Source organism: Gelidibacter mesophilus DSM 14095 (assembly GCF_000423005.1).
GTDB classification, from domain to species: domain Bacteria; phylum Bacteroidota; class Bacteroidia; order Flavobacteriales; family Flavobacteriaceae; genus Gelidibacter; species Gelidibacter mesophilus.
In genome coordinates this window covers 1-19,392 of the sequence record NZ_AUHD01000006.1, presented here as the reverse complement: position 1 = coordinate 19,392, position 19,392 = coordinate 1, and the positions used below count along the sequence as shown (strand labels likewise).

At 35.8% G+C, this 19,392-nt stretch carries 15 protein-coding genes; 10 read left to right on the top strand and 5 right to left on the bottom strand.

What is annotated here, in order from left to right; genetic code table 11:
- The first annotated feature begins 64 nt into the window (after positions 1 to 64).
- Positions 65 to 2,503: a hybrid sensor histidine kinase/response regulator gene (locus tag G525_RS0107275; RefSeq protein WP_027125567.1), complete on the top strand. Its 2,439-nt coding sequence runs from the start codon at positions 65 to 67 to the stop codon at positions 2,501 to 2,503.
- Here the strand turns inward: G525_RS0107275 and G525_RS0107270 are convergent.
- From G525_RS0107270 to G525_RS0107260, 3 genes are all read right to left on the bottom strand, one after another.
- Positions 2,481 to 3,827 carry a sigma-54-dependent transcriptional regulator gene (locus G525_RS0107270; protein ID WP_027125566.1) on the bottom strand — a complete coding sequence of 449 codons (1,347 nt, stop codon included), beginning with the start codon at positions 3,825 to 3,827 and terminating at the stop codon, positions 2,481 to 2,483. The two genes, G525_RS0107275 and G525_RS0107270, sit on opposite strands and share 23 nt — an antisense overlap.
- A 117-nt stretch (positions 3,828 to 3,944) precedes the next feature.
- Positions 3,945 to 4,247, bottom strand: coding sequence for a hypothetical protein (locus G525_RS0107265; protein ID WP_027125565.1), 303 nt, complete (start codon positions 4,245 to 4,247; stop codon positions 3,945 to 3,947).
- Positions 4,248 to 4,310: 63 nt separating this feature from the next.
- On the bottom strand, positions 4,311 to 4,619 hold the full coding sequence (locus tag G525_RS0107260; protein WP_027125564.1) for a hypothetical protein: 309 nt from the start codon (positions 4,617 to 4,619) through the stop codon (positions 4,311 to 4,313).
- A 326-nt stretch (positions 4,620 to 4,945) separates the two neighbouring features.
- Here G525_RS0107260 and G525_RS0107250 point away from each other — a divergent pair, with 326 nt between their 5' ends.
- Both G525_RS0107250 and G525_RS0107245 read left to right on the top strand, forming a co-directional pair.
- Complete coding sequence (locus G525_RS0107250; RefSeq protein ID WP_027125563.1) at positions 4,946 to 5,908, top strand: NAD-dependent epimerase/dehydratase family protein; 963 nt, start codon at positions 4,946 to 4,948, stop codon at positions 5,906 to 5,908.
- A gap of 162 nt (positions 5,909 to 6,070) precedes the next feature.
- On the top strand, positions 6,071 to 7,324 hold the full coding sequence (locus G525_RS0107245; RefSeq protein ID WP_157491901.1) for a hypothetical protein: 1,254 nt from the start codon (positions 6,071 to 6,073) through the stop codon (positions 7,322 to 7,324).
- A 179-nt stretch (positions 7,325 to 7,503) separates the two neighbouring features.
- Here the strand turns inward: G525_RS0107245 and G525_RS0107240 are convergent, their stop codons facing one another.
- Positions 7,504 to 8,676 (bottom strand): hypothetical protein, encoded by a 1,173-nt coding sequence (locus G525_RS0107240; protein ID WP_027125561.1) that lies wholly within the window; start codon positions 8,674 to 8,676, stop codon positions 7,504 to 7,506.
- A 641-nt stretch (positions 8,677 to 9,317) separates the two neighbouring features.
- Between G525_RS0107240 and G525_RS0107235 the strand changes: the two genes are divergently transcribed.
- The 7 genes from G525_RS0107235 (at position 9,318) to G525_RS0107195 (ending at position 18,901) form a co-directional block, all read left to right on the top strand.
- A complete protein-coding gene (locus G525_RS0107235; RefSeq protein WP_027125560.1) occupies positions 9,318 to 9,791 on the top strand; it encodes a ferritin-like domain-containing protein in 474 nt (157 codons plus the stop codon).
- Positions 9,792 to 10,297: 506 nt separating this feature from the next.
- Positions 10,298 to 10,750, top strand: a complete 453-nt coding sequence (locus tag G525_RS0107230; protein ID WP_027125559.1) for a response regulator — start codon at positions 10,298 to 10,300, stop codon at positions 10,748 to 10,750.
- A gap of 2 nt (positions 10,751 to 10,752) precedes the next feature.
- A complete protein-coding gene (locus G525_RS21690) occupies positions 10,753 to 14,337 on the top strand; it encodes a PAS domain S-box protein (protein ID WP_051209847.1) in 3,585 nt (1,194 codons plus the stop codon).
- Between the two features lie 163 nt (positions 14,338 to 14,500).
- Positions 14,501 to 15,064, top strand: a complete 564-nt coding sequence (locus G525_RS0107220) for a helix-turn-helix domain-containing protein (protein ID WP_027125558.1) — start codon at positions 14,501 to 14,503, stop codon at positions 15,062 to 15,064.
- Positions 15,065 to 15,076: 12 nt separating this feature from the next.
- Positions 15,077 to 15,523 (top strand): response regulator, encoded by a 447-nt coding sequence (locus G525_RS0107215; RefSeq protein ID WP_027125557.1) that lies wholly within the window; start codon positions 15,077 to 15,079, stop codon positions 15,521 to 15,523.
- Between the two features lie 2 nt (positions 15,524 to 15,525).
- Positions 15,526 to 17,316, top strand: coding sequence for a CHASE3 domain-containing protein (locus G525_RS0107210; protein WP_027125556.1), 1,791 nt, complete (start codon positions 15,526 to 15,528; stop codon positions 17,314 to 17,316).
- A 568-nt stretch (positions 17,317 to 17,884) separates the two neighbouring features.
- Entirely contained in the window at positions 17,885 to 18,901 is a 1,017-nt protein-coding gene (locus tag G525_RS0107195) for a helix-turn-helix domain-containing protein (RefSeq protein WP_027125554.1), read from the top strand.
- A gap of 164 nt (positions 18,902 to 19,065) precedes the next feature.
- Here the strand turns inward: G525_RS0107195 and G525_RS0107190 are convergent.
- A partial coding sequence (locus tag G525_RS0107190) for a transposase (protein ID WP_027125236.1) occupies positions 19,066 to 19,392 on the bottom strand: 327 nt, incomplete at its 5' end.

The window sequence follows — 19,392 nt, the reverse complement described above, 5'->3', positions numbered from 1 at the left end:
AAAGATTCAATAACGCAACAATCCTTCGTATTTTTTATCTTGCTTTGCCATTACAACTATTTTTATGAGAGCTTCCAACAGAAAAATCACGTTTAAAGTCCTTTTTGGCTATATCGTCCTTGGTATATTGGCTACTATTTCCGGCTGGCTGGTGCTCTCTGAATTGAGGAATTTTACTGCTACGCAAACAGATGATTTAAAAGAACGCCAAAAATTAATCAAGATAAGTGGCTTGGTAACGGACATTTATGAGAATGAAAGTTTAGCAAGAGCGGCACTTCAGTTCAATACCAAAGAGAAATTTGATGCCTATATTTCTCAAAATGACAGTCTCATCAATACGATTGACACCTTGACAGCTTTAGTCAATAATGACTATCAAAAAGCCCTTCTGGATAGTGTTAAAGTGATTTTCAATAAAAAACAACAAGATTTAGACGATTTACTTCTCCTTAAAGACAATAGCTCCTCAGAAAAATCTATTGAGGAGACCATCAACAAACTGAAAACGATAGATCCTATTTTAGGAAAAATGAGCTTGGACTATTATGTAGAGAATCCTAAAACAGCCGATCCTAAAACTAAAGAAATTCTGGAACGCGTTGTGAATAGTCTTAATGATTTGAGAGCGAAGGACACGGTAAGTAAAGTGGATCAAAGACGAATTGATTCCATTGTCACCACGTCTCGGAACATGCTTAAAAAAATTCAAAAGGAAGTTGCTTCCCAAAAGCAATCGTTGATGCTCAAAGAACGTGAGTTGGTTGAAAATGATTTGACAACCTCTAGACAGTTACGAAACTTATTACGGACTTTGGAACGTGAAATGGTGACATCTTCCCAATCCATCATTGCTCAACGTCAAAAAGCGCTGGATAGGAGTACCACAATTATTTCTTTGGCAGCAATTGTCAGTTTTATCTTGATTATCATTTTCACCTTTGTCATTTTAAATGATTTTTGGAAAAGTCAGCAATATCGGGATGAACTTGAAAAATCAAATGCCTACACCAATTCGTTATTAAAAAGTAGGGAGCAACTGATTAATATGGTAAGCCATGATTTAAGATCGCCATTGAGTACCATTTCAGGCTATAGCGCACTGCTTCAAAAAACTGTTCAAAACACAAAAGAAGGCAATTACCTGGACCATATTAAAAATGCCTCCACCTATATGAGCCAATTGGTAGATGATCTTTTAGAGTTTTCAAAATTGGAAGACGGCCATATTGCTATAGAACGCATCCCCTTTAATTTACAATCCATTTTAGAAGAAACCAGTACAAACATTAAAACCATATATGCTGATAAACCAATAAAGTTACTTATCAAAAATGACCCAGCTCTTGACATAACCATTGTTTCCGATCCTTTCAGGATTAAGCAAGTGCTCTATAACCTGATTGGAAATGCTTATAAATTTACTGAAGAAGGGAGTATTAGCATTACCACAAAACTCCATTCGAACAACACCAATTATAGGGTCTCCGTTACCGTTACAGATACTGGAATTGGTATCAGTAAAGAAAAACAAAAGGATATTTTCAATGCCTTTACCCAAGTTAACCAAACGAGTAATCCCAAGCATTCCGGTTTTGGTTTAGGATTGGCCATCACAAAAAAGTTAGTGAATCTTTTGAATGGACAGCTGACATTGACTAGCAGCCCAGGAGAAGGAAGCACTTTTGAAATTTCGTTTCCAGTAAAGCTTTCTTACCAAGATTTAGAGCTCAAACCAGCTGTTCCTGAAAATTCCCATTTCAAGCTAAAGGCCATTGTAGTTGATGATGATGCGTCATTGCGCCAACTGATCGCAGATATTTTAGAACAGCATCAAGTTATTACCTATACTTTTGAAGATGCCACCGCCGCACTCGATGCCGTAGAAGATTTATCTTATGATGTCATCATTACCGATATTCAATTGCCAAAAATGAATGGCTTCCATTTTATGGAAACCGTAAAACAATTGCCATTTTACAAACAACAGCCAATTATTGCCATGACCGGGAGAATGGATATCAATACTAAAGATTATATAGAAAGTGGTTTTTCTAAAGTGGTTCACAAACCTTTTGAAGCCCATATCTGGTTTGATATTTTAAGTGAATTATTTCCAGAAAGTATTGTAAGACCAAAAGAAGACAGCAATAAATACTCCTACCGTTCTGCATATTTTGACACGCAATCTATTTCAGGATTTTTGAATCATGATGAAGAGGCACTGAAATCATTATTGGAAATATTTTTAAAGGATACTAAAAAACACATGGCGGAGTTAAAATCTGCGCAACAAAAAAATGATCTTAAAACCATTAGCGATTTGAGCCACAGAATGTTGACCATGTTCAAACAGCTAAAAGCGACTACTATTGTGCCCCATTTAGAAGCCATAGAAAATTCAACCGTAGTTGATCAAAAACATTTTGAACTATTAGAAACTGAGCTCCAGGCTTTTTGTGAAGATATGGAAGCTTATATCACTCCAAGTCATACTCCTTAAGCTTGTTGTAGAGTGTTTTTCTTGAAAAATTAAGAAGTTTAGCTGCTTTTGTTTTATTATTATTGGCTTCTTGAAGGACTTTTACAATCAAATCCTTTTCATTGGATTTAGCAGAAAATGAATGCGCGGAACCCTCTTTTGACGGTGCCACCGATAATTCAGGAGGAAGTACTTCTTTTTGAATCACATCTCCAGTGGTCAATAAGGTTGCACGTTTGATAACGTTGGAAAGTTCTCGCAAATTCCCAGGCCAAGTATAGTTTTGAAATATTTTCAACACTTCAGGAGAAAAGCCGATGATGGTTTTATGAAGTTGCTGATTGGCATTCTCCAGAAAAAAATCGGCGTAAAGTATCAAATCATCTCTCCGTTCTTGCAAATTCGGGACTTTTATAAAAAACTCATTCAACCTATGGTAGAGATCTTCTCTAAAATCGCCTTGCTCCACAGCATTTACTAAATCTTCATTGGTGGCCGTTAACAATCGAATGTCCACTTCAATTTCATCATTACTCCCAATAGGTTTTACACGTCTTTCTTGAAGTGCTCTTAAGAGTTGTATCTGATTTTCATAAGAGAGGTTTCCTACTTCATCCAAAAACAGAGTGCCGCCGTTAGCAGCTTCAAAATGGCCAATTTTATCATTAATGGCACCCGTAAAGGAACCCTTTTTATGTCCAAAAAACTCACTAGAAGCAATTTCCTTTGGAATAGCGCCACAATCAACTGCAATAAACGGTTTGTTTTTTCTTGAACTTCTTAAATGAATGGCCTTGGCTACAACTTCCTTACCTGTACCACTTTCTCCAGAAATCAAAACTGACATATTTGTAGGCGCTACCAGATCGATATGATCATATAATACTTTGGAAGCGGCGCTTATGCCCGACACAAAACCTGCTGCCAAACCAGGTTTCACCTGGGGAGCTGGAGCCTCGGGTGTTCTTGGTTTTTTGGTTTCCTGTTTTTCCTTTAGTGCATTTTTGACTACTTGTATTACTTCTTCGGGATTAAATGGTTTTGAGATATAATCAAAAGCACCCTCCTTCATTGCTTTAACGGCAGAAGAAACTTCAGCGTAGCCCGTCATCAGTACAACGGGAACGGAAGCATCCTTGGCTTTGATATGATTCAACAAAGCAATACCATCGCCATCAGGAAGTCTGAGGTCTGTAAAGACTAAATCAAAAGTGGCATTTTTAACCTTTGTTTTGGCATCTTCAAGCGTATAAGATAAAGTAACTGCATGATTGTGCCGCTCTAAAAAACGTCGTAACATTTCAGAAAAACTCACATCATCTTCAACCAAAAGAATGGCACTCATAGATTATTCATTTTTACAAAAATATCAAGTTAAACTCAGTAAACCCTTTAAAAAAAACATAAAAAAAGGACGCTTATCTAAAAACGTCCTTTTTCTGCTTAAATAAGTGGTGAAACCTTATTCTTTTTCAATCCAGTTTCCATCCTTATCAGCGTACACTGTTGATGCCGCTCCATCAACCGTAATATCCAATTTATATTCAAGCTTCGCATTGACGTAAGCTTTATCTAAAGTGGCGGTCTGAAAATCTTTTGCTAAGGCATCTTTTACTGCTTTTGGAAGCATTTCAGCTTTAATTTCTTTATACTCTTCCTGTACGGTAAGCTCAATGCCTTTTGTTGGGTTAGGAGTAAATGCTGATGTTGCATATGTTGATAATCCTCCTAATATAATGGCTACTGTTAAAACTACTTTTTTCATAATTTCTAATTTTTTAAATTTTAGTGTATTCTTAAATGCTATGGTTTTCTATAAAAGGAACCCTTATTCTTTTTTGATCCAGTTTCCGTCTTTATCAGCATATACCGTCGCTGCTGCACCATCAACTGTTATTTCCAGTTTGTATTCTACTTGCTTAACCTCTTTAACATAGGCTTTATCCAAAGTTGCACTCGGAAAATCTTTCGCTAAGGCATCTTTCACTGCTTTAGGAAGCGTTTCAGCTTTAATTTCCTTATATTCTTCCTGAACTGTGATATCTATGCCTTCTGTTTGGTTTGGAGAAAATTCTGTCGTTGCATATGTTGATAATCCTCCTAATATAATGGCTGCTGTTAAAACTACTTTTTTCATGATTTCTAATTTCTAGATTTAATATTTATGTTGCGTTGTGATACTGTTCTAATAAGAAATAAACATGCCATGACCATTAATTCAGGATTTTCAATTTATATTTAATTGATATTCAATTGGTTAATTTATTTCGAATGTTTTAAACGCATTATAAAAGTGTGTAATTGGGTGAGATTGAGGATACGGTCCGTGTAAAGTTTATACAATTAATAAATAATTGGTCTCTTTATTTGTGATGACTGCTTTAGAAAACCCCAAATTCATTCCAGAAAACATCCCATTCTTCCTAAAAAAACTTTGTACTTTTGCATTTAAATTCAACAACAATGTCTCAAAAAATTCTAATTATAGGCGCCTGCGGTCAAATTGGATCTGAATTAACCTTCAAATTACGTAGTATTCATGGCGATGAAAATGTTATTGCTTCAGATATCAGTTATAATAATCTCGATGTAGTCAATTCAGGACTTTTCGAAATTGTAGATGCCCAAGATTATGGTTCCATCCTACTTTGTGTCGAAAAACACAATATAGATACCATTTATTTAATGGCCGCCATGTTAAGCGCTACTGGAGAAAAGTATCCAATGAAGGCATGGGATTTAAATATGGACTCTTTATTCCACGTATTGAATCTTGCAAAGGCCAAATTTATTAATAAAATATTTTGGCCATCAAGTATTGCCGTATTTGGTCCTACTACGCCAAAACATGATACACCTCAGCATACTGTTATGGCCCCAACAACAGTTTATGGAATTACCAAACAAGTTGGTGAACGTTGGTGCGAGTATTATTTTGACAAATATGGCGTGGACGTACGTAGTATCCGTTACCCTGGAATTATAAGTTGGAAAACGATGCCTGGAGGAGGCACCACGGATTATGCTGTAGAAATCTACCATAAGGCTATTACCGATGGACACTATGAATGTTTCCTTTCTGAAGATACCGAAATACCTATGATGTTTATGGATGATGCTATTGACGCCACCATTCAAATTATGGACGCTCCGGCAAATCAATTGTCCATAAGATCTTCTTATAATTTGGCGGCCATGAGTTTTACGCCAAAAGAAATTGCAGCTGAAATCCAAAAACATGTTAAGGACTTTATCATTACCTACAATCCTGATTTCAGACAACAAATTGCTGATACTTGGCCAAAATCTATTGATGATAGCGTTGCGAGATCTGATTGGAATTGGAAACATCAATTTGATCTAAAAACCATGAGCGATGAGATGCTCTTACAACTAGGTAAAAAATATGCAGCTTCTGAGAAGTGATTTCACTGTTTAGGTAAAAACATGGTCATTTGGTCATATTAGGCTTAAGAGTCGACCTGTTCTATACAGACTTTAGCATTCTTACAACTATGAATATGTCATCATTTTTTAAAAAAGTGATGACATATTCATTAAAATACGATGGTGTAGAAAAGAGCCATCATGAAAGCATTATTTCCATTTATCTTTAGCTTATTTACATTATCCTCCTGCATGGAGTCACAATCTCAGGACGTAAGGAACGCCTCGAATTCGGAATTAGGGGTGTTGAATCAGGCCACAAAACAACATTATTTTGTGGACGGCAAAACAGGATTGGTCGTATTCCAAAAAGAATATCCTTCGGATTGGGACATCTTAAGCCGACCAACCTACAATCTCGATAATGATTTTCCCACATTTTTGTACCTCATGCAAAATAATAATGGCATGAAGGCCTTTAACACGCCCATCTTCCAATTTGTGGCATTTCAAAATCCACAATATGCACAAATGATGAGAAGCTACGGTGTGACTAATGAACGGCCCTTGATTTCTCCAACAGCATTTATTGAAAGTGAAGTTAAACCTCTGATGGAACGTGAAGGTTTTAAGTTTCTTTCTCAAAGAGAATTTCCTGAAATCACCACATACATCGAAAAACAGAAGCAATTATTGGGACTGCAAAACGTGGATTTCATAACCTATTCTACTGAATGGGTCAATGATGACCATGTTAAGGCATTGGTAACTTTTAATCAAATGATATTGCACTATGATCCGGCACTAACAGGTGGAGAAGCTATGAAAATTTGGAACTATCAGATAGGTTATTTCTTTGCGCCGGCGGGTAATTATGAAACCGATATGAGAATAGCCATAAACGCCGATTTCAATAAAATTGAGAGTCCCAATTGGCAAAAATATCAGATCCAAGTCAATAATTTTAGACAGCAGGAAAAAAACATACAGCACCAAAATCGTATGCGTACTCAGCAAGCGCAATTTGACCAACACCAACAGATAATGAACGACCGTTATGCGGCCAATGACGCCAACCATGCGCGTTTTATGGACAACCTTAGAGGCACCAATACAGCAAATGCCTCTTCTTCAAACTCCAATCATAACAATTTTATTGATATGATCAGAGAAGAACAGAATGTTGACCTAAACGGAAAAACCTTTAAGGTAAATGCAGGGGCGGATAATTATTGGATGACTAGTGATGGAAAGTATATTGCAAGCAATAATCAATTTTACGATCCAAATAGAGATCCCCTATATGATAATCAACAATGGGACTTGGCTACTAAGTTTGTAGTTATATATTTTGTATTAGAAGTGATCATATTCAATTTGGTCATATTTGTTAATATGCCTCCACCCTCTAAAAAACCATCAACCCAATTGATGCCAGCTGACCCTGTAAATTGAAACACAGCCGTCTTTGCCACCAAAATTTTACTATTCCAATTTAGATTTCCATTGACTAAACCTGTCATGGTCTTGCTCAAATTGATCTCTGTACTCATGTCCAAGGTATTGCCTGCGGTAACATTATATATACCTCCATCAAATGTTTTAGCCTCACCACTAAATTTTAAGGTGCCCATTTAAACAGAAATTGTACCCGTATTTATCAAAGCCATGGAAATTGTTGCAACGCCAGTATTGGTCGTTTTTTTTATTAGTCCAGCATTAACAATGCTATGTGCCTCACCAGTATTTAGAGCCAAATGTGGTAGTGCTTGGATATCTATAATTCCTGTACTCAGATTTCTCAAAGTTCCCGCATTGATGTACAACGTAAAAGAATCAGAAAGATTTAGCAATCCAGTATTATTCAAAATTGTAAATCCTCTAATATATTTCGTATTTCTAGTGATCAAGTTCATCCTGCTTATATTGTTCAAGACCCCTCCACCATCTAGAAATCCATCAACCCAATTAATTCCTGATGTTCCTGTAAAATTAAATGTCGCCTCATCTGCCACCGTAAGAACGCTGTTCCAATTTAAATCTCCATTCACAAGTCCCGTCATTGTACCGCTCAAGCTGATTGCTGTAGACAAATTCAACGTAGCGTCCGTAGTCACATTGTATTCACCACCGTCAAATGTTTTAGCCTCTGAAGTTAAATTTAAGATGCCACTGTCTACGTTGATAGCACCAGTATTGATCATTGCGACCGAAATTGTTGCAGCTCCAGTATCTCCAGTCTTTTTAATTATACCAGAATTAGTGATTTGATGTGATTGACCAGTGTTTGGTGCAAGATTAGGCCGGGCTTGAATATCAATAATCCCTGAATTTTGATTATTAATGCTTCCAGAGTTGATATACAAGGTAAAACTACCATTCATGTTAATTAGGCTATTATTATTCACAATAGTACCATCAGCAATGTATTTAGTAGCAGAAGTTGTCATATTGAGGGTTCCATTATTTGTAAGCACACCACCACCATAAAAACCTCCACCGGACCACACTATCGTAGTACCTTTAGCAAACGAGGAAGCGTTCGTGAAAGTCAAAGCATTTAAGATGTTAAGCGTAGAATTGCCCTGAACAGAAATTGACTTCATGGTTCCAGCAACATTCATAGTAACCGTGTGTCCCGTCGGAATTATCACATCGTTAGTTGCTGTAGGTACAGCATTCAAACTCCAATTGGCAACAGTATTCCAATTGGTGTTGGCACCAGCCCCTGTCCAGGTGTTGGTTTGCGCATTAATTGTCAGGCACGAAGCACAGAACAGTGAAAAAATTAGTAAAATTGGTCTCATGATTAATAGCTTTTAAAAAGGTTTATAATTCTACATAGAAACCAATTCAAAATGTGAGCATCATTTTAAGAAATAAAATCAATGGTGCTCATCAAAACAAAAAAGGTTGCCGTTTCTGACAACCTTCCATTCTATACACCCTAAATATACCCTAGCTGATCAATAGCATTATCAAGTTTACTTTTTAAGCCTCGTCGAACTGTAAAAATTTCATCCCTATTTAAAAAGAAATTGAGCTGCATCAAAAAAAATAAAATCAGTCAAAAATGATGAGATTACATTCCGAGGAAAAAAAAGAGGAATTCTATAATGGAAAACTTCTTTGACTTTTAGGAACAGTAACCCAAATAAAGGAAACGATGTACTATAAATAACTTATTTAAATGCCATGGGATCTCAAATTGAAATACTCTTTTAGTAGAATACTGAATGATTATAAAAAAGATTTTAACCGTTTCCGATGGTAATTAATTTTTAAAAGGCTCTGATCATCATCTATAATTATCTCACTCTCAGTTCATAATTAACATATCTTAAGAAAACCGATGCTCAATGTTAATCCTATCCTAAATAAGATTTCTTTAAGAGTTTATGCTCTTTGATCTTTGTAACTTAGTGATGAACTTAAAAATTACAACATTATGAAAACCTCATTAGAAGAAGCAAAAGAACAAACACATAAAGATACAGTCAACGTTTTACAAAACATTCTTGAAAAAAATTACGATGCTGAAAAAGGCTATTCAAAAGCAATGCAAGATGCCAAAACTCCTGCACTCAAAAGCTTTTTAAAACAACAGGCCGTACAGCGCAGTGGGTTTGCAAACGCCATTGATAACGAATTAAGACAACTTAACGAAAAACCAAAAGAAAGTGGCAGTATAACTGGCTCTTTACACCGCGCATGGATTGATATTAAAAGTTCTGTCGCCGGTAATGATGATGAAGCTGTTTTAGAAGAAGTCATTCGTGGAGAAAAAGCTAGTGTTGAAGAATATGAAGATGTGATGAAAAAACACACTTTGGCACCACAGGTCAACAGTATATTGCAATCGCAGTTAAGAGATATTCAAAGCACACTCAATCGTGTGAAAACGCTTGAAGACATCGCATAAGCCGATTGAAAATCAGAACAAAACCTCCTTTTAAGGGGGTTTTTTATATTCTGGTAAACTCTGAATCCTAATTTTATCAATACTTGGCTGTCATGGAAACTTCTTTAAATGCCAAAATCGAATGGTCTTCAATTTAAAATATACAAAATCTTCTATCTCTAGTCAAGATTGGACTTTTGAAGCTTTCAAAAACTAATCGCGCCACTTACAATATCAAATTTATTGCTAAATTAGCGCTCCATTAAAGCACTTTAAAATTGGTTATATTTGCTTGGCGTCAGGAGATTTAGAAAGTCCTTTGAAGCATTATTTAAAATTAATAGTCCTGTATGGCGTCGTACTGGATTCAAGTTGACCAACAAATTGAAATAGTTTTTAACCATGGCACGTTAACTTATAAAAACATCAGACGGTTACAACAGCACCTTATTCTGTCTTTTTTATTTGGATCGATAAGCATTATTGCAAAACATAAAAGAAAATACCATTCTTAACTGAATAATAAAATGGAAAAAACAAAGCTTCACCTTCTCCTCGCAGATGACGATATAGATGATTGTGATTTTTTTAAAGATGCCATGGATGAGATAGCAAGTGCTTGTCAGCTCACCACATTAAATAATGGCGTGGAGCTCATGACATTTTTATCAACTGCTGCTTCTAAATATCCTAACCTAATTTTTCTAGACCTCAATATGCCTAAAAAATCAGGTATGGAATGTATTGCTGAAATTAAGGCTTCAAAAACCTTTTCACATATTCCCATTATCATTTATTCTACTTCCTTGGATCATACGGTGGTCAATGATTTGTACGATATGGGGGCGCACCATTACATTCAAAAACCAGCTGAGTTTGCAAGCATAAAAAGCGTTATTAAACAAGTAATTGCGCTCTTTGGAAATGCATTAGTACAACCCCGCTCAAGAGACAATTTTATTATTCAACCTGAAGGTTAAGCATGATTAATAACAATAAAGAATACAATTTTTTGGATGGCGGCGGCGAAATGGGCAAACTCATCAGAGCCAAAGACTGGAGCAAAACACCACTAGGGAATCCAGAAACTTGGCCACAAAGTTTAAAAACTATGGTAAGTGTCATGCTCAATAATCCTTTTGGAATGTACATTGCATGGGGAAAAGACTATATCCAAATTTATAATGATGCCTATCGCACTATTTTGGCCGACAACAAACATCCCAAAGCTTTAGGGACCAGCACCAAGGAAACCTTCTCTGAAAATTGGGCTACTGTAGGCCCAATGTTCGATGGCGTTATGAACGGAAAACCAATAGGTTTTCTAGATTTTATGCTGCCCTTAGACCGAAATGGGCAAATTGAAAATTGTTATTTTGATTTTGCATATAGCCCTATTCGAACAGCATCTGGAGAAGTTGGTGGCGTTTTAGTGACCATTATAGAAACAACCAACAAAAAGAAAACTGAAAACGCTTTATTAGAAAACAAAGACGAACTGGAGTTTGTGATTGATACCGCTCAATTGGGCACTTTTGACTATAACCCTATAACCAATAAATTCTCAGCCAATACCAGATTAAAAAAATGGTTTGGATTGCCATCTGATGAACAAATTGATTTTTATAAAGCATTTGATGCCATAGCAAAAGAAGATAAGAAACGTGTTTTTGAGGCCATTTCTGTGGCTTTAAAATATTCCTCTTCAGGAAGTTATGACATAGAATATAGCATTCTAAGTCCTGATTCAAATAAACCCATCATCGTTCATGCTAAGGGCAGAGCGTGGTTTAATGAAGAGAAAATTGCCTATCGAATGACTGGGACATTTGAAGACGTTACCAATAGAGTAATGGAAAGAAAGAAAATCGAAGAAAGCGAAAGGTTGCTTCGACTCTTGATTCTTCAAGCTCCTGTTGCCATAGCCATTATGAGGGGTACTGACTACCGCGTGGAAATAGCCAATGAACTGGCGCTCGAAATATGGGGAAGAACAGAAGAGCAGATTTTAAATAAACCCATTTTTGAAGCGATGCCAGAACTTTTATCACAAGGCATTAAAGACTTTATTGATGATGTGGTCGAAACTGGAAATACATTTTCAACTCCTGAAATGGCAGTAGAATTTTCAATAAAAGGAGAAGTAGAAATTGTCTACATTAATTTTTCATTTGAGGCACTGTATGATGGCGAAGGACAAGTTAATGGGGTAATGGCTATTGGCGTTGATGTAACGCCGCAGGTAGAAGCGCGAAAAAAAGTAGAAGAGAGTGAGCAAAATATTCGGGCGTTGCTAGATAGCGCGCCCTTCCCAATTGGAGTTTTTTCAGGAGAAGAGATGCGGATATCGCTTGCCAATCAATCCATCATGGATGCTTGGGGAAAAGGGTACGATGTGATAGGTAAATTATATTCCGACATTTTACCAGAATTTGGAAGTCAACACATATTTGATCAAATTCGCAAGGTGATACATACTGGCATCCCATTTCAAGCCAAAAATCAGAAAATCGAAATACATACCAACGGAGTATTGGATGCTTTTTATTACAATTACAATTTTACTCCGGTAATTGATGCCTCCGGGCATGTACATTCTGTTATGAATACAGCTGCAGATGTGACAGAACTTCATGAGGCCAAACAGAAAGTAGAGGATAGTGAAAAGAGGTTCCGCGATACAGTTAAGCAGGCACCTTTGGGTATTGTTATTTTCCGAGGGTCGGACAATGTTATTGAAATGGCGAATGAAAGTTATTTGCAATTAATAGACCAAACGGAAGATGAATTTGTAGGGAAACCTCTTTTTGAAACTTTACCTGAAGTTGAAGAGGTCATGTGGCCAATAATTAAAGATCTTTATAAGACTGGAGAGCCCTACTATGGCTACGAATTTCCAGTCATTCTCAGCCGTCATGGCACATCAGAAATAGGCTATTACAATTTCGTATACCATCCGCTAAAGGAAAACAATACCATTAGCGGCATTATGGTTGTGGCTACGGAGGTTACTGAAACTGTAAAGGCCAAACATTTGATAGAGGAAAATGAAGAGAAACTACAGCTTATTATTGAAGCCAGCGAATTAGGGGTTTATGATGTCAATTTGAAATCAGGCGACATTAGTGCTTCTGAACGTTGTTATGAAGTCTTAGGATTTCCTGGAAAAACCCATCTATCACATAAAGATATTATTACCACCATCCATCCCGAGGATTTGATCATCAGAAAAAAAGCTTTTGAAAAAGCTTTTGCCGATGGGACGCTTCATTATCAATCCAGAGTCATTTGGAAAGATCAAACCTTACATTGGATTGATGCCAAAGGTAAAGTGTTTTATGACGAAAATAATCAACCAAATCGCCTGCTCGGAACCGTAAGGGATATTACTGAAGAACGAAATCTTCAGCAACAACTATTGGAGCGTGAAGAAAAATTCCGTCTATTGGCCGACTCCATGCCACAACATGTTTGGACCTCAGATCCGGAAGGGAATCTAAATTATTTTAATCAGTCGGTTTATGATTATTCAGGACTGACTCCCGAACAAATCATTAAAGACGGATGGATTCAGATCGTTCATCCTGACGATTGGGAAGAAAATATTAAACAATGGACCGCAGCGGTAAAAACAGGGAATGATTTCTTGATAGAGCATCGCTTTAAAGATCACAAGGGTGACTATCGCTGGCAACTAAGCCGTGCTATTCCTCACAAGAATGCTGATGGAACCATAAAAATGTGGGTAGGAAGCAGTACGGATATTCAAGAACAAAAAATGTTTACCACGGAATTGGAGAATATGGTACAGTTGCGAACCAATGAGTTGGAAGAAAAGAATTTAGACCTCGAAAAAATAAACAAGGAGTTGCAATCCTTCGTGTATATCTCCAGTCATGATTTGCAAGAACCGTTGCGAAAAATTCAAACCTTTTCATCCCGAATTTTAGAGACGGAATATGCGACGCTTTCGGATACTGCCAAGAGACATTTCAGCAGGATGCAGAAGTCGGCGTATAGGATGCAAAATCTCATTCAAGATTTAATCGCTTATTCCAGAACGAATGTTCAAGAATCAACATTTGAGGTTGTTGATCTTGCTGAAGCGATCGACGATGTAAAAGAAACTTTAAGCGAGGAATTGGATGAAAACCACGTCACTTTTAAACTTCATGATATATGCGAGATCGAAGTGATTTCTGTACAGTTTAAACAGATATTACATAATTTGATCAGCAATTCGATAAAATTTGCAAAAATTAATGAACCTGTAGTCATTGAGATCAATTGCGAAAAAGTTGATGCCAACATCTTGGACATCCCTTCATTATCAGATTACGAAGAATTTTATCATATCAGATATTCAGATAATGGGATTGGTTTTGAACCAGAATACAATGAGAAAATATTTGAGGTGTTTCAGCGCTTACACAGTAAAGATGAATATACAGGAACAGGTATCGGTCTTGCCATTGTCAAAAGAATTATTGAAAATCACGAAGGAAGTATTATCGCCAATGGAAAATTAAACGAAGGTGCACGGTTCGACATTTATTTACCGGCATAATCAGACTAAAAAATATCTTTTAAGACAACAAAACTATTTATAAGCACAAAAAATGTTTAAATTCAATGGCATCTTTACCCTACGTTAACCGGTTTACTTTAAGCTGTTTTTAGCGATTAGAATCTTAAAATATTGTTTACATTTGTAATCCATTTCGTACGTCATGAAAATTTTTATTAAATTCGATTTTACCCAATTTTGTTCCAAAGTAATTGATGAAAAGCTGACAGAACTTGGCATCAAATATAGAATGATGAATTTTGGAGAGATTGAATTTCTAGAGATAGTCCCGGAGGACAAGATGCAAGCGTTCGATTCAATTTTAACAGATTATGGTATCGAAAAAATAGAGAATCAAAAAGTGATTTTAGTGCAAAAAATGAAAGACACCATTATTGATATGGTTATGAATGCCAATGAAAATATTAATGTAAAGAGTTCTGTCTATCTCTCTGAAAAACTAGGACATAGTTATGGATATCTTTCAAATTTGTTTTCTGAAGTCACCTATACCTCTGTAGAGAATTTCATCATACTTCAGCGGATTGAATATGCGAAATCGCTGATGATCAATACCGAATTATCATTAACTGAAATTGCCTTTAAATTGCAGTATTCCAGTGTAGCACACTTGAGTACCCAATTTAAGAATAACACAGGTATTACGCCTACCACATTTCAAAGAATCATTGCCAAAAGAAGAGAATTGAACGCTAACAAAAATTAATACATAAAGATAATGAAAGAAGACTACACCTATGTAGTATTGGCGGATGACGACGAAGATGATCGTTTATTCTTTTCCGAGGCATTCGACGAATTAAAGATGCAGACCAAGGTTGACATCTATAAAGATGGTGTAGCCTTGATGCTCGCTTTAAATAAATCTGATTCAATTTTGCCAAATATTCTCTTCTTAGATTTGAATATGCCTATGAAATCAGGTTTGGAATGTTTAAAAGAAATTAAGACGAACCAGCGGTTTAAAGACATCGCCATAGCCATATATTCTACCTCAGCGTCTGAAGAGGATATTGAAGACACCTTTGTGAATGGTGCCAATATCTACATCAAAAAACCAAACAATTTCAATACCCTCAAGAAGATTCTATCAGATGTGGTCACCATGAATTGGCAATATCACACCAATGGGTTGAACAAAGACAATTTTTTATTACGTTTATAAATATGCAACTCAGGTCTCTTTATCATTCTGAACGTTTCCTAAAAATCATTTTCGGCTTAAGTTTATTCATTGTTTTAGTCATGGGTGGCTTGGCTTATAAATATATTAAGGAACTGTCAGAATCTTTTGAAGAAGTTCAAGAGGCCTATCAATTGCATATTGAATTAGAAAAATTATTATCTGCTTTAAAAGATGCCGAAAGTGGAAAAAGAGCTTTTATTATTTCTAAGGATTCTACGTTTTTAGAGCCTTTGCTATTAGGTGGTATAGAAGTAGAAAACAGTTTGAAAGAGTTGAAATCACTCACTATAGACAGTCCGGAGCAGCAAAAAAATATAGCGGAACTAGAAATCAAGATAGAGAACAGTCTCAATATCTTTGAAAAAACCCTTCAACTTGCTCAAAGTAATGAAATAGAATCCACAGAATTTATTACAGCGTTCCGGGAAGGCCGGCAAACCATGAATAGTGTGCGTTTCAAAATAATGGAAATGACCACACATGAGAACCAAGTGCTTGGCACCAAAAAAGAAAAAAGTTCAAAAAGCCTCTCCAATGCCCCAATGTTAGTTTACTACGTTTTAATCATTTCTTTATTGATACTCTTACTGACTTATTTACAAATCAGTAAGAATCTAAAAAATCTAAAGGAAAAGAATGAGCTTCTTGAGACTTTTAAGGAATCGACCACACAATCTGAAATTATTAGTAAGCACGGCAATTGGATTTGGCATATAGAGGATAACAGCTTTGAGTATTCTGACAATCTTTACCGTTTACTTGGAGAGGCACCACAATCTTTTGAACCTACTCTTGAAAACTTTATAGCCTTTACCCATCCTGATGATTTGGATAAACTTACGGAACAAGTCAACAAAATGATGGAAAATGAAGATTTACCTTTTATACATTATCGAATCATTCAAAAAAATGGCACCGTAAAACACTTTAAAGCCTACGGCAAAGTGTTGATGGATTCAGAAGGAGACCGAAAATTATTGGGCACTACCGCCGACATTACTGATGAAATTGAAAATTATCGTTTAATTGAAGAAAGAAATCTCGAATTAGAGCGAAATAATAAAGAATTGGCTTCATTTAACTATGTTGCCAGCCATGATTTGCAAGAACCTCTAAGGAAAATCCAAACCTTCATTTCACGGTTGGAAGATAAAGAGCAAGACAACTTATCCAGTAACGGAAAAGTATATATAGGCCGTATAAAATCATCTTCTGCAAGAATGCGTTCTTTAATTGATGACTTGCTGCAATTCTCAAGAACGAATAAGTCAGAGGAAGCTTTTGAAGATTCCAACATCAACATTCTATTGGAAACTGCCAAACATGATTTGGCCGAAATCATATCCGATAAGCGGGCACGGATTTCATCTGATTCCATTCCTTCCATGAAAATCATCCCGTTTCAGATCAAACAACTGTTTCTTAATCTGATCAGCAATTCGCTAAAATATAGTCGTGAAAATATCGCTCCAGTCATTACCATACGTTATTCTCAAGTAAAAGCGAGCGATTTAACGAATGTAAAATACTCCAAACACAATTTATACCATGCCATTTGTGTAAAGGATAACGGAATTGGATTTGACCAAGAATATGCGGAAAAGATTTTCATTTTGTTTAATCGACTTCACAATAAAAACGAATACTCCGGAACTGGCATTGGCCTTTCTATATGTAAGAAAATTGTCGAAAACCATAATGGCTATATTACCGCAGAAGGCAAGCCTGATTACGGCTCAACTTTTACCTTTTACCTTCCAGTTACTTCTTAAAACCTTCGAAAATTTTTATGATCTCACCCCATATTGCCTATATGGGGGGTTTTTTATGCATTTATGGGAATTCTATAATCAATTCTGAAAATGCTGTAAAGAAAATTGTGGTGTCTGTACGCATCTTTGTAACTGACAAATGAAATGATGATGTTATGCCAAGAAAAATGTATCAGGAAGTCAATATGAAAACGCTCTTTTATACTGCATCTGTTCTCATGATTGTTGTTTGGGCTGTAAGTTACTTTGTATATGGAATCAATACTTCAATTCATTTTTTATTACTAGTAGCGGTCCTCTTAGGTTTAGCAGGATTTATAGAGAAAAAAGAATAAGACAATTGGCATTAGCCTTAAACTTTATAAGAAAGCAAAAAACAAAAAGCAACCATTAAATAAAACCTATGAAAAACAATACACTACATCAAGAAAAACAGTATGCTAAAGTAGCGCGAGTTTTTCCTAAAACTGTTTTCAATACAACTTATGCAAAAATTAAGGTATTAGATACAAATAAAAGTCTAAAGTAGATTTTAGACACCTATAATTAACCATAAAAATAACACGCCATGATAACAATTGAATCTAAAGTAAATGATCTTTATTCCTTTTTCGAAACGCTTAAAAGTGAAATTGGTGGTACGTTAGTAAAAAGCACCACAGAAATTAAATTAGAAATTAACAACCAATTAGCAACGGGAACTATTCGTTCAATCGCCTTAGAAGATGGCATAGCCGTTCTTGAGTTTAATATCAACGCCACAGAGCATATCCAAATTAATATAGAATCGCTCTTGGCAACACATGTTAATTTCATGTACTGTTCAAAAGGAAAACTCTCTCATACGTTTAATGAGAACACTGACACGACGGTTACAAATAGCATTGATGCATTTCAAACCAGCATTGTCGCAAATATTATATCCGGTCAAAATATTATTCTCATCGAGAAAAATATTGAAACCGTGGCCACTTTAATTTCTGTCAATACAGAGGGAAGCAACAATTCTGAATGGAGCGCTAGTTTGAAAGATGCCTTTATTTCTGATAAAACAGAAGACTATTTATACGTGGGTTCGTACAACCTTAAAATAGCCGAAAGTATCAAGCAATTACAAAGCATTCGACAAGAAGGCCTGGTAAGACAGTTATTGACCAAAGGCATCGTGAACGTTATTTTGGCTCTTGAAATTGAACATCACAATAGTGACATCCAAAACTCAGACTTAGATGGCACATCCTTGACGCTCTCAGAATTAAAGACTATTGGAAAACTCACTGAATATATCAATGAATTTCCAGACCTAGATCATAAAGTAGAAAACTTGAGTGACAAAGTAGGCCTATCTGCTGCAAAATTGCAGGAAGGTTTCAAGTTTCAGCATGATCTTACTGTTTGTGAATACATTCGTTCAGTAAGATTAACCAAATCAGAAGATCTTATCATCAATACCGATTTAAACATTTCAGAAATTGTATATAGCGTTGGATTTACCAGTCGAAGCTATTTCTCAAAAATATTTAAAGAACGTTTTGATTGTACACCAAGTGATTACAAGAAAAATAAGTTAGCTGTTTCAGCATAATATATAATTTGTATTTTAAGGGATTTAATTTACAAACTAAAGAAAGCTCTAATTTAATTATTAGGGCTTTCTTGATTTTATATTAAAGGTTCTTGAGTGAGTTGAGCTGAGAGATTTTTTGGCAATGAATTTTATTAACTATTTTTTTGTTTAGAGGTCAGTAGTTAGTTGCTTATTAATTCTGTCTGATATATTTTGTCTCTTTGCACCATTTTCACAATAAGATTGTTGAATATTGTGGCTTTGCTCTGTGAGCGGTTTATTCTAAAACAAAACTCATTAAAATACCTGTTTAGATTGTCAGGACTTACCCAGGAATAGGTTGTTCTTATCCAAGATTTGACCTGGTGTATCATTGTATGGAGCGCTTTAAAATTTAATCCCTTGTTACTTTCTATTTGTTTGATGTTGTAGGCTTTTGCAATGGGCCTGTAACCTCTCCATTTATCCGTTGTAACATTGGCTTCCCGGCTTATATGGTCGACAAAGAT

Excerpts from the sequence above, each read along its gene's own strand:
- G525_RS0107275 (WP_027125567.1), top strand. The coding sequence starts at position 65 with ATGAGAGCTTCCAACAGAAAAATCACGTTTAAAGTCCTTTTTGGCTAT.
- G525_RS0107270 (WP_027125566.1), bottom strand. The coding sequence starts at position 3,827 with ATGAGTGCCATTCTTTTGGTTGAAGATGATGTGAGTTTTTCTGAAATG.
- G525_RS0107265 (WP_027125565.1), bottom strand. The coding sequence starts at position 4,247 with ATGAAAAAAGTAGTTTTAACAGTAGCCATTATATTAGGAGGATTATCA.
- G525_RS0107260 (WP_027125564.1), bottom strand. The coding sequence starts at position 4,619 with ATGAAAAAAGTAGTTTTAACAGCAGCCATTATATTAGGAGGATTATCA.
- G525_RS0107250 (WP_027125563.1), top strand. The coding sequence starts at position 4,946 with ATGTCTCAAAAAATTCTAATTATAGGCGCCTGCGGTCAAATTGGATCT.
- G525_RS0107245 (WP_157491901.1), top strand. The coding sequence starts at position 6,071 with ATGAAAGCATTATTTCCATTTATCTTTAGCTTATTTACATTATCCTCC.
- G525_RS0107240 (WP_027125561.1), bottom strand. The coding sequence starts at position 8,676 with ATGAGACCAATTTTACTAATTTTTTCACTGTTCTGTGCTTCGTGCCTG.
- G525_RS0107235 (WP_027125560.1), top strand. The coding sequence starts at position 9,318 with ATGAAAACCTCATTAGAAGAAGCAAAAGAACAAACACATAAAGATACA.
- G525_RS0107230 (WP_027125559.1), top strand. The coding sequence starts at position 10,298 with ATGGAAAAAACAAAGCTTCACCTTCTCCTCGCAGATGACGATATAGAT.
- G525_RS21690 (WP_051209847.1), top strand. The coding sequence starts at position 10,753 with ATGATTAATAACAATAAAGAATACAATTTTTTGGATGGCGGCGGCGAA.
- G525_RS0107220 (WP_027125558.1), top strand. The coding sequence starts at position 14,501 with ATGAAAATTTTTATTAAATTCGATTTTACCCAATTTTGTTCCAAAGTA.
- G525_RS0107215 (WP_027125557.1), top strand. The coding sequence starts at position 15,077 with ATGAAAGAAGACTACACCTATGTAGTATTGGCGGATGACGACGAAGAT.
- G525_RS0107210 (WP_027125556.1), top strand. The coding sequence starts at position 15,526 with ATGCAACTCAGGTCTCTTTATCATTCTGAACGTTTCCTAAAAATCATT.
- G525_RS0107195 (WP_027125554.1), top strand. The coding sequence starts at position 17,885 with ATGATAACAATTGAATCTAAAGTAAATGATCTTTATTCCTTTTTCGAA.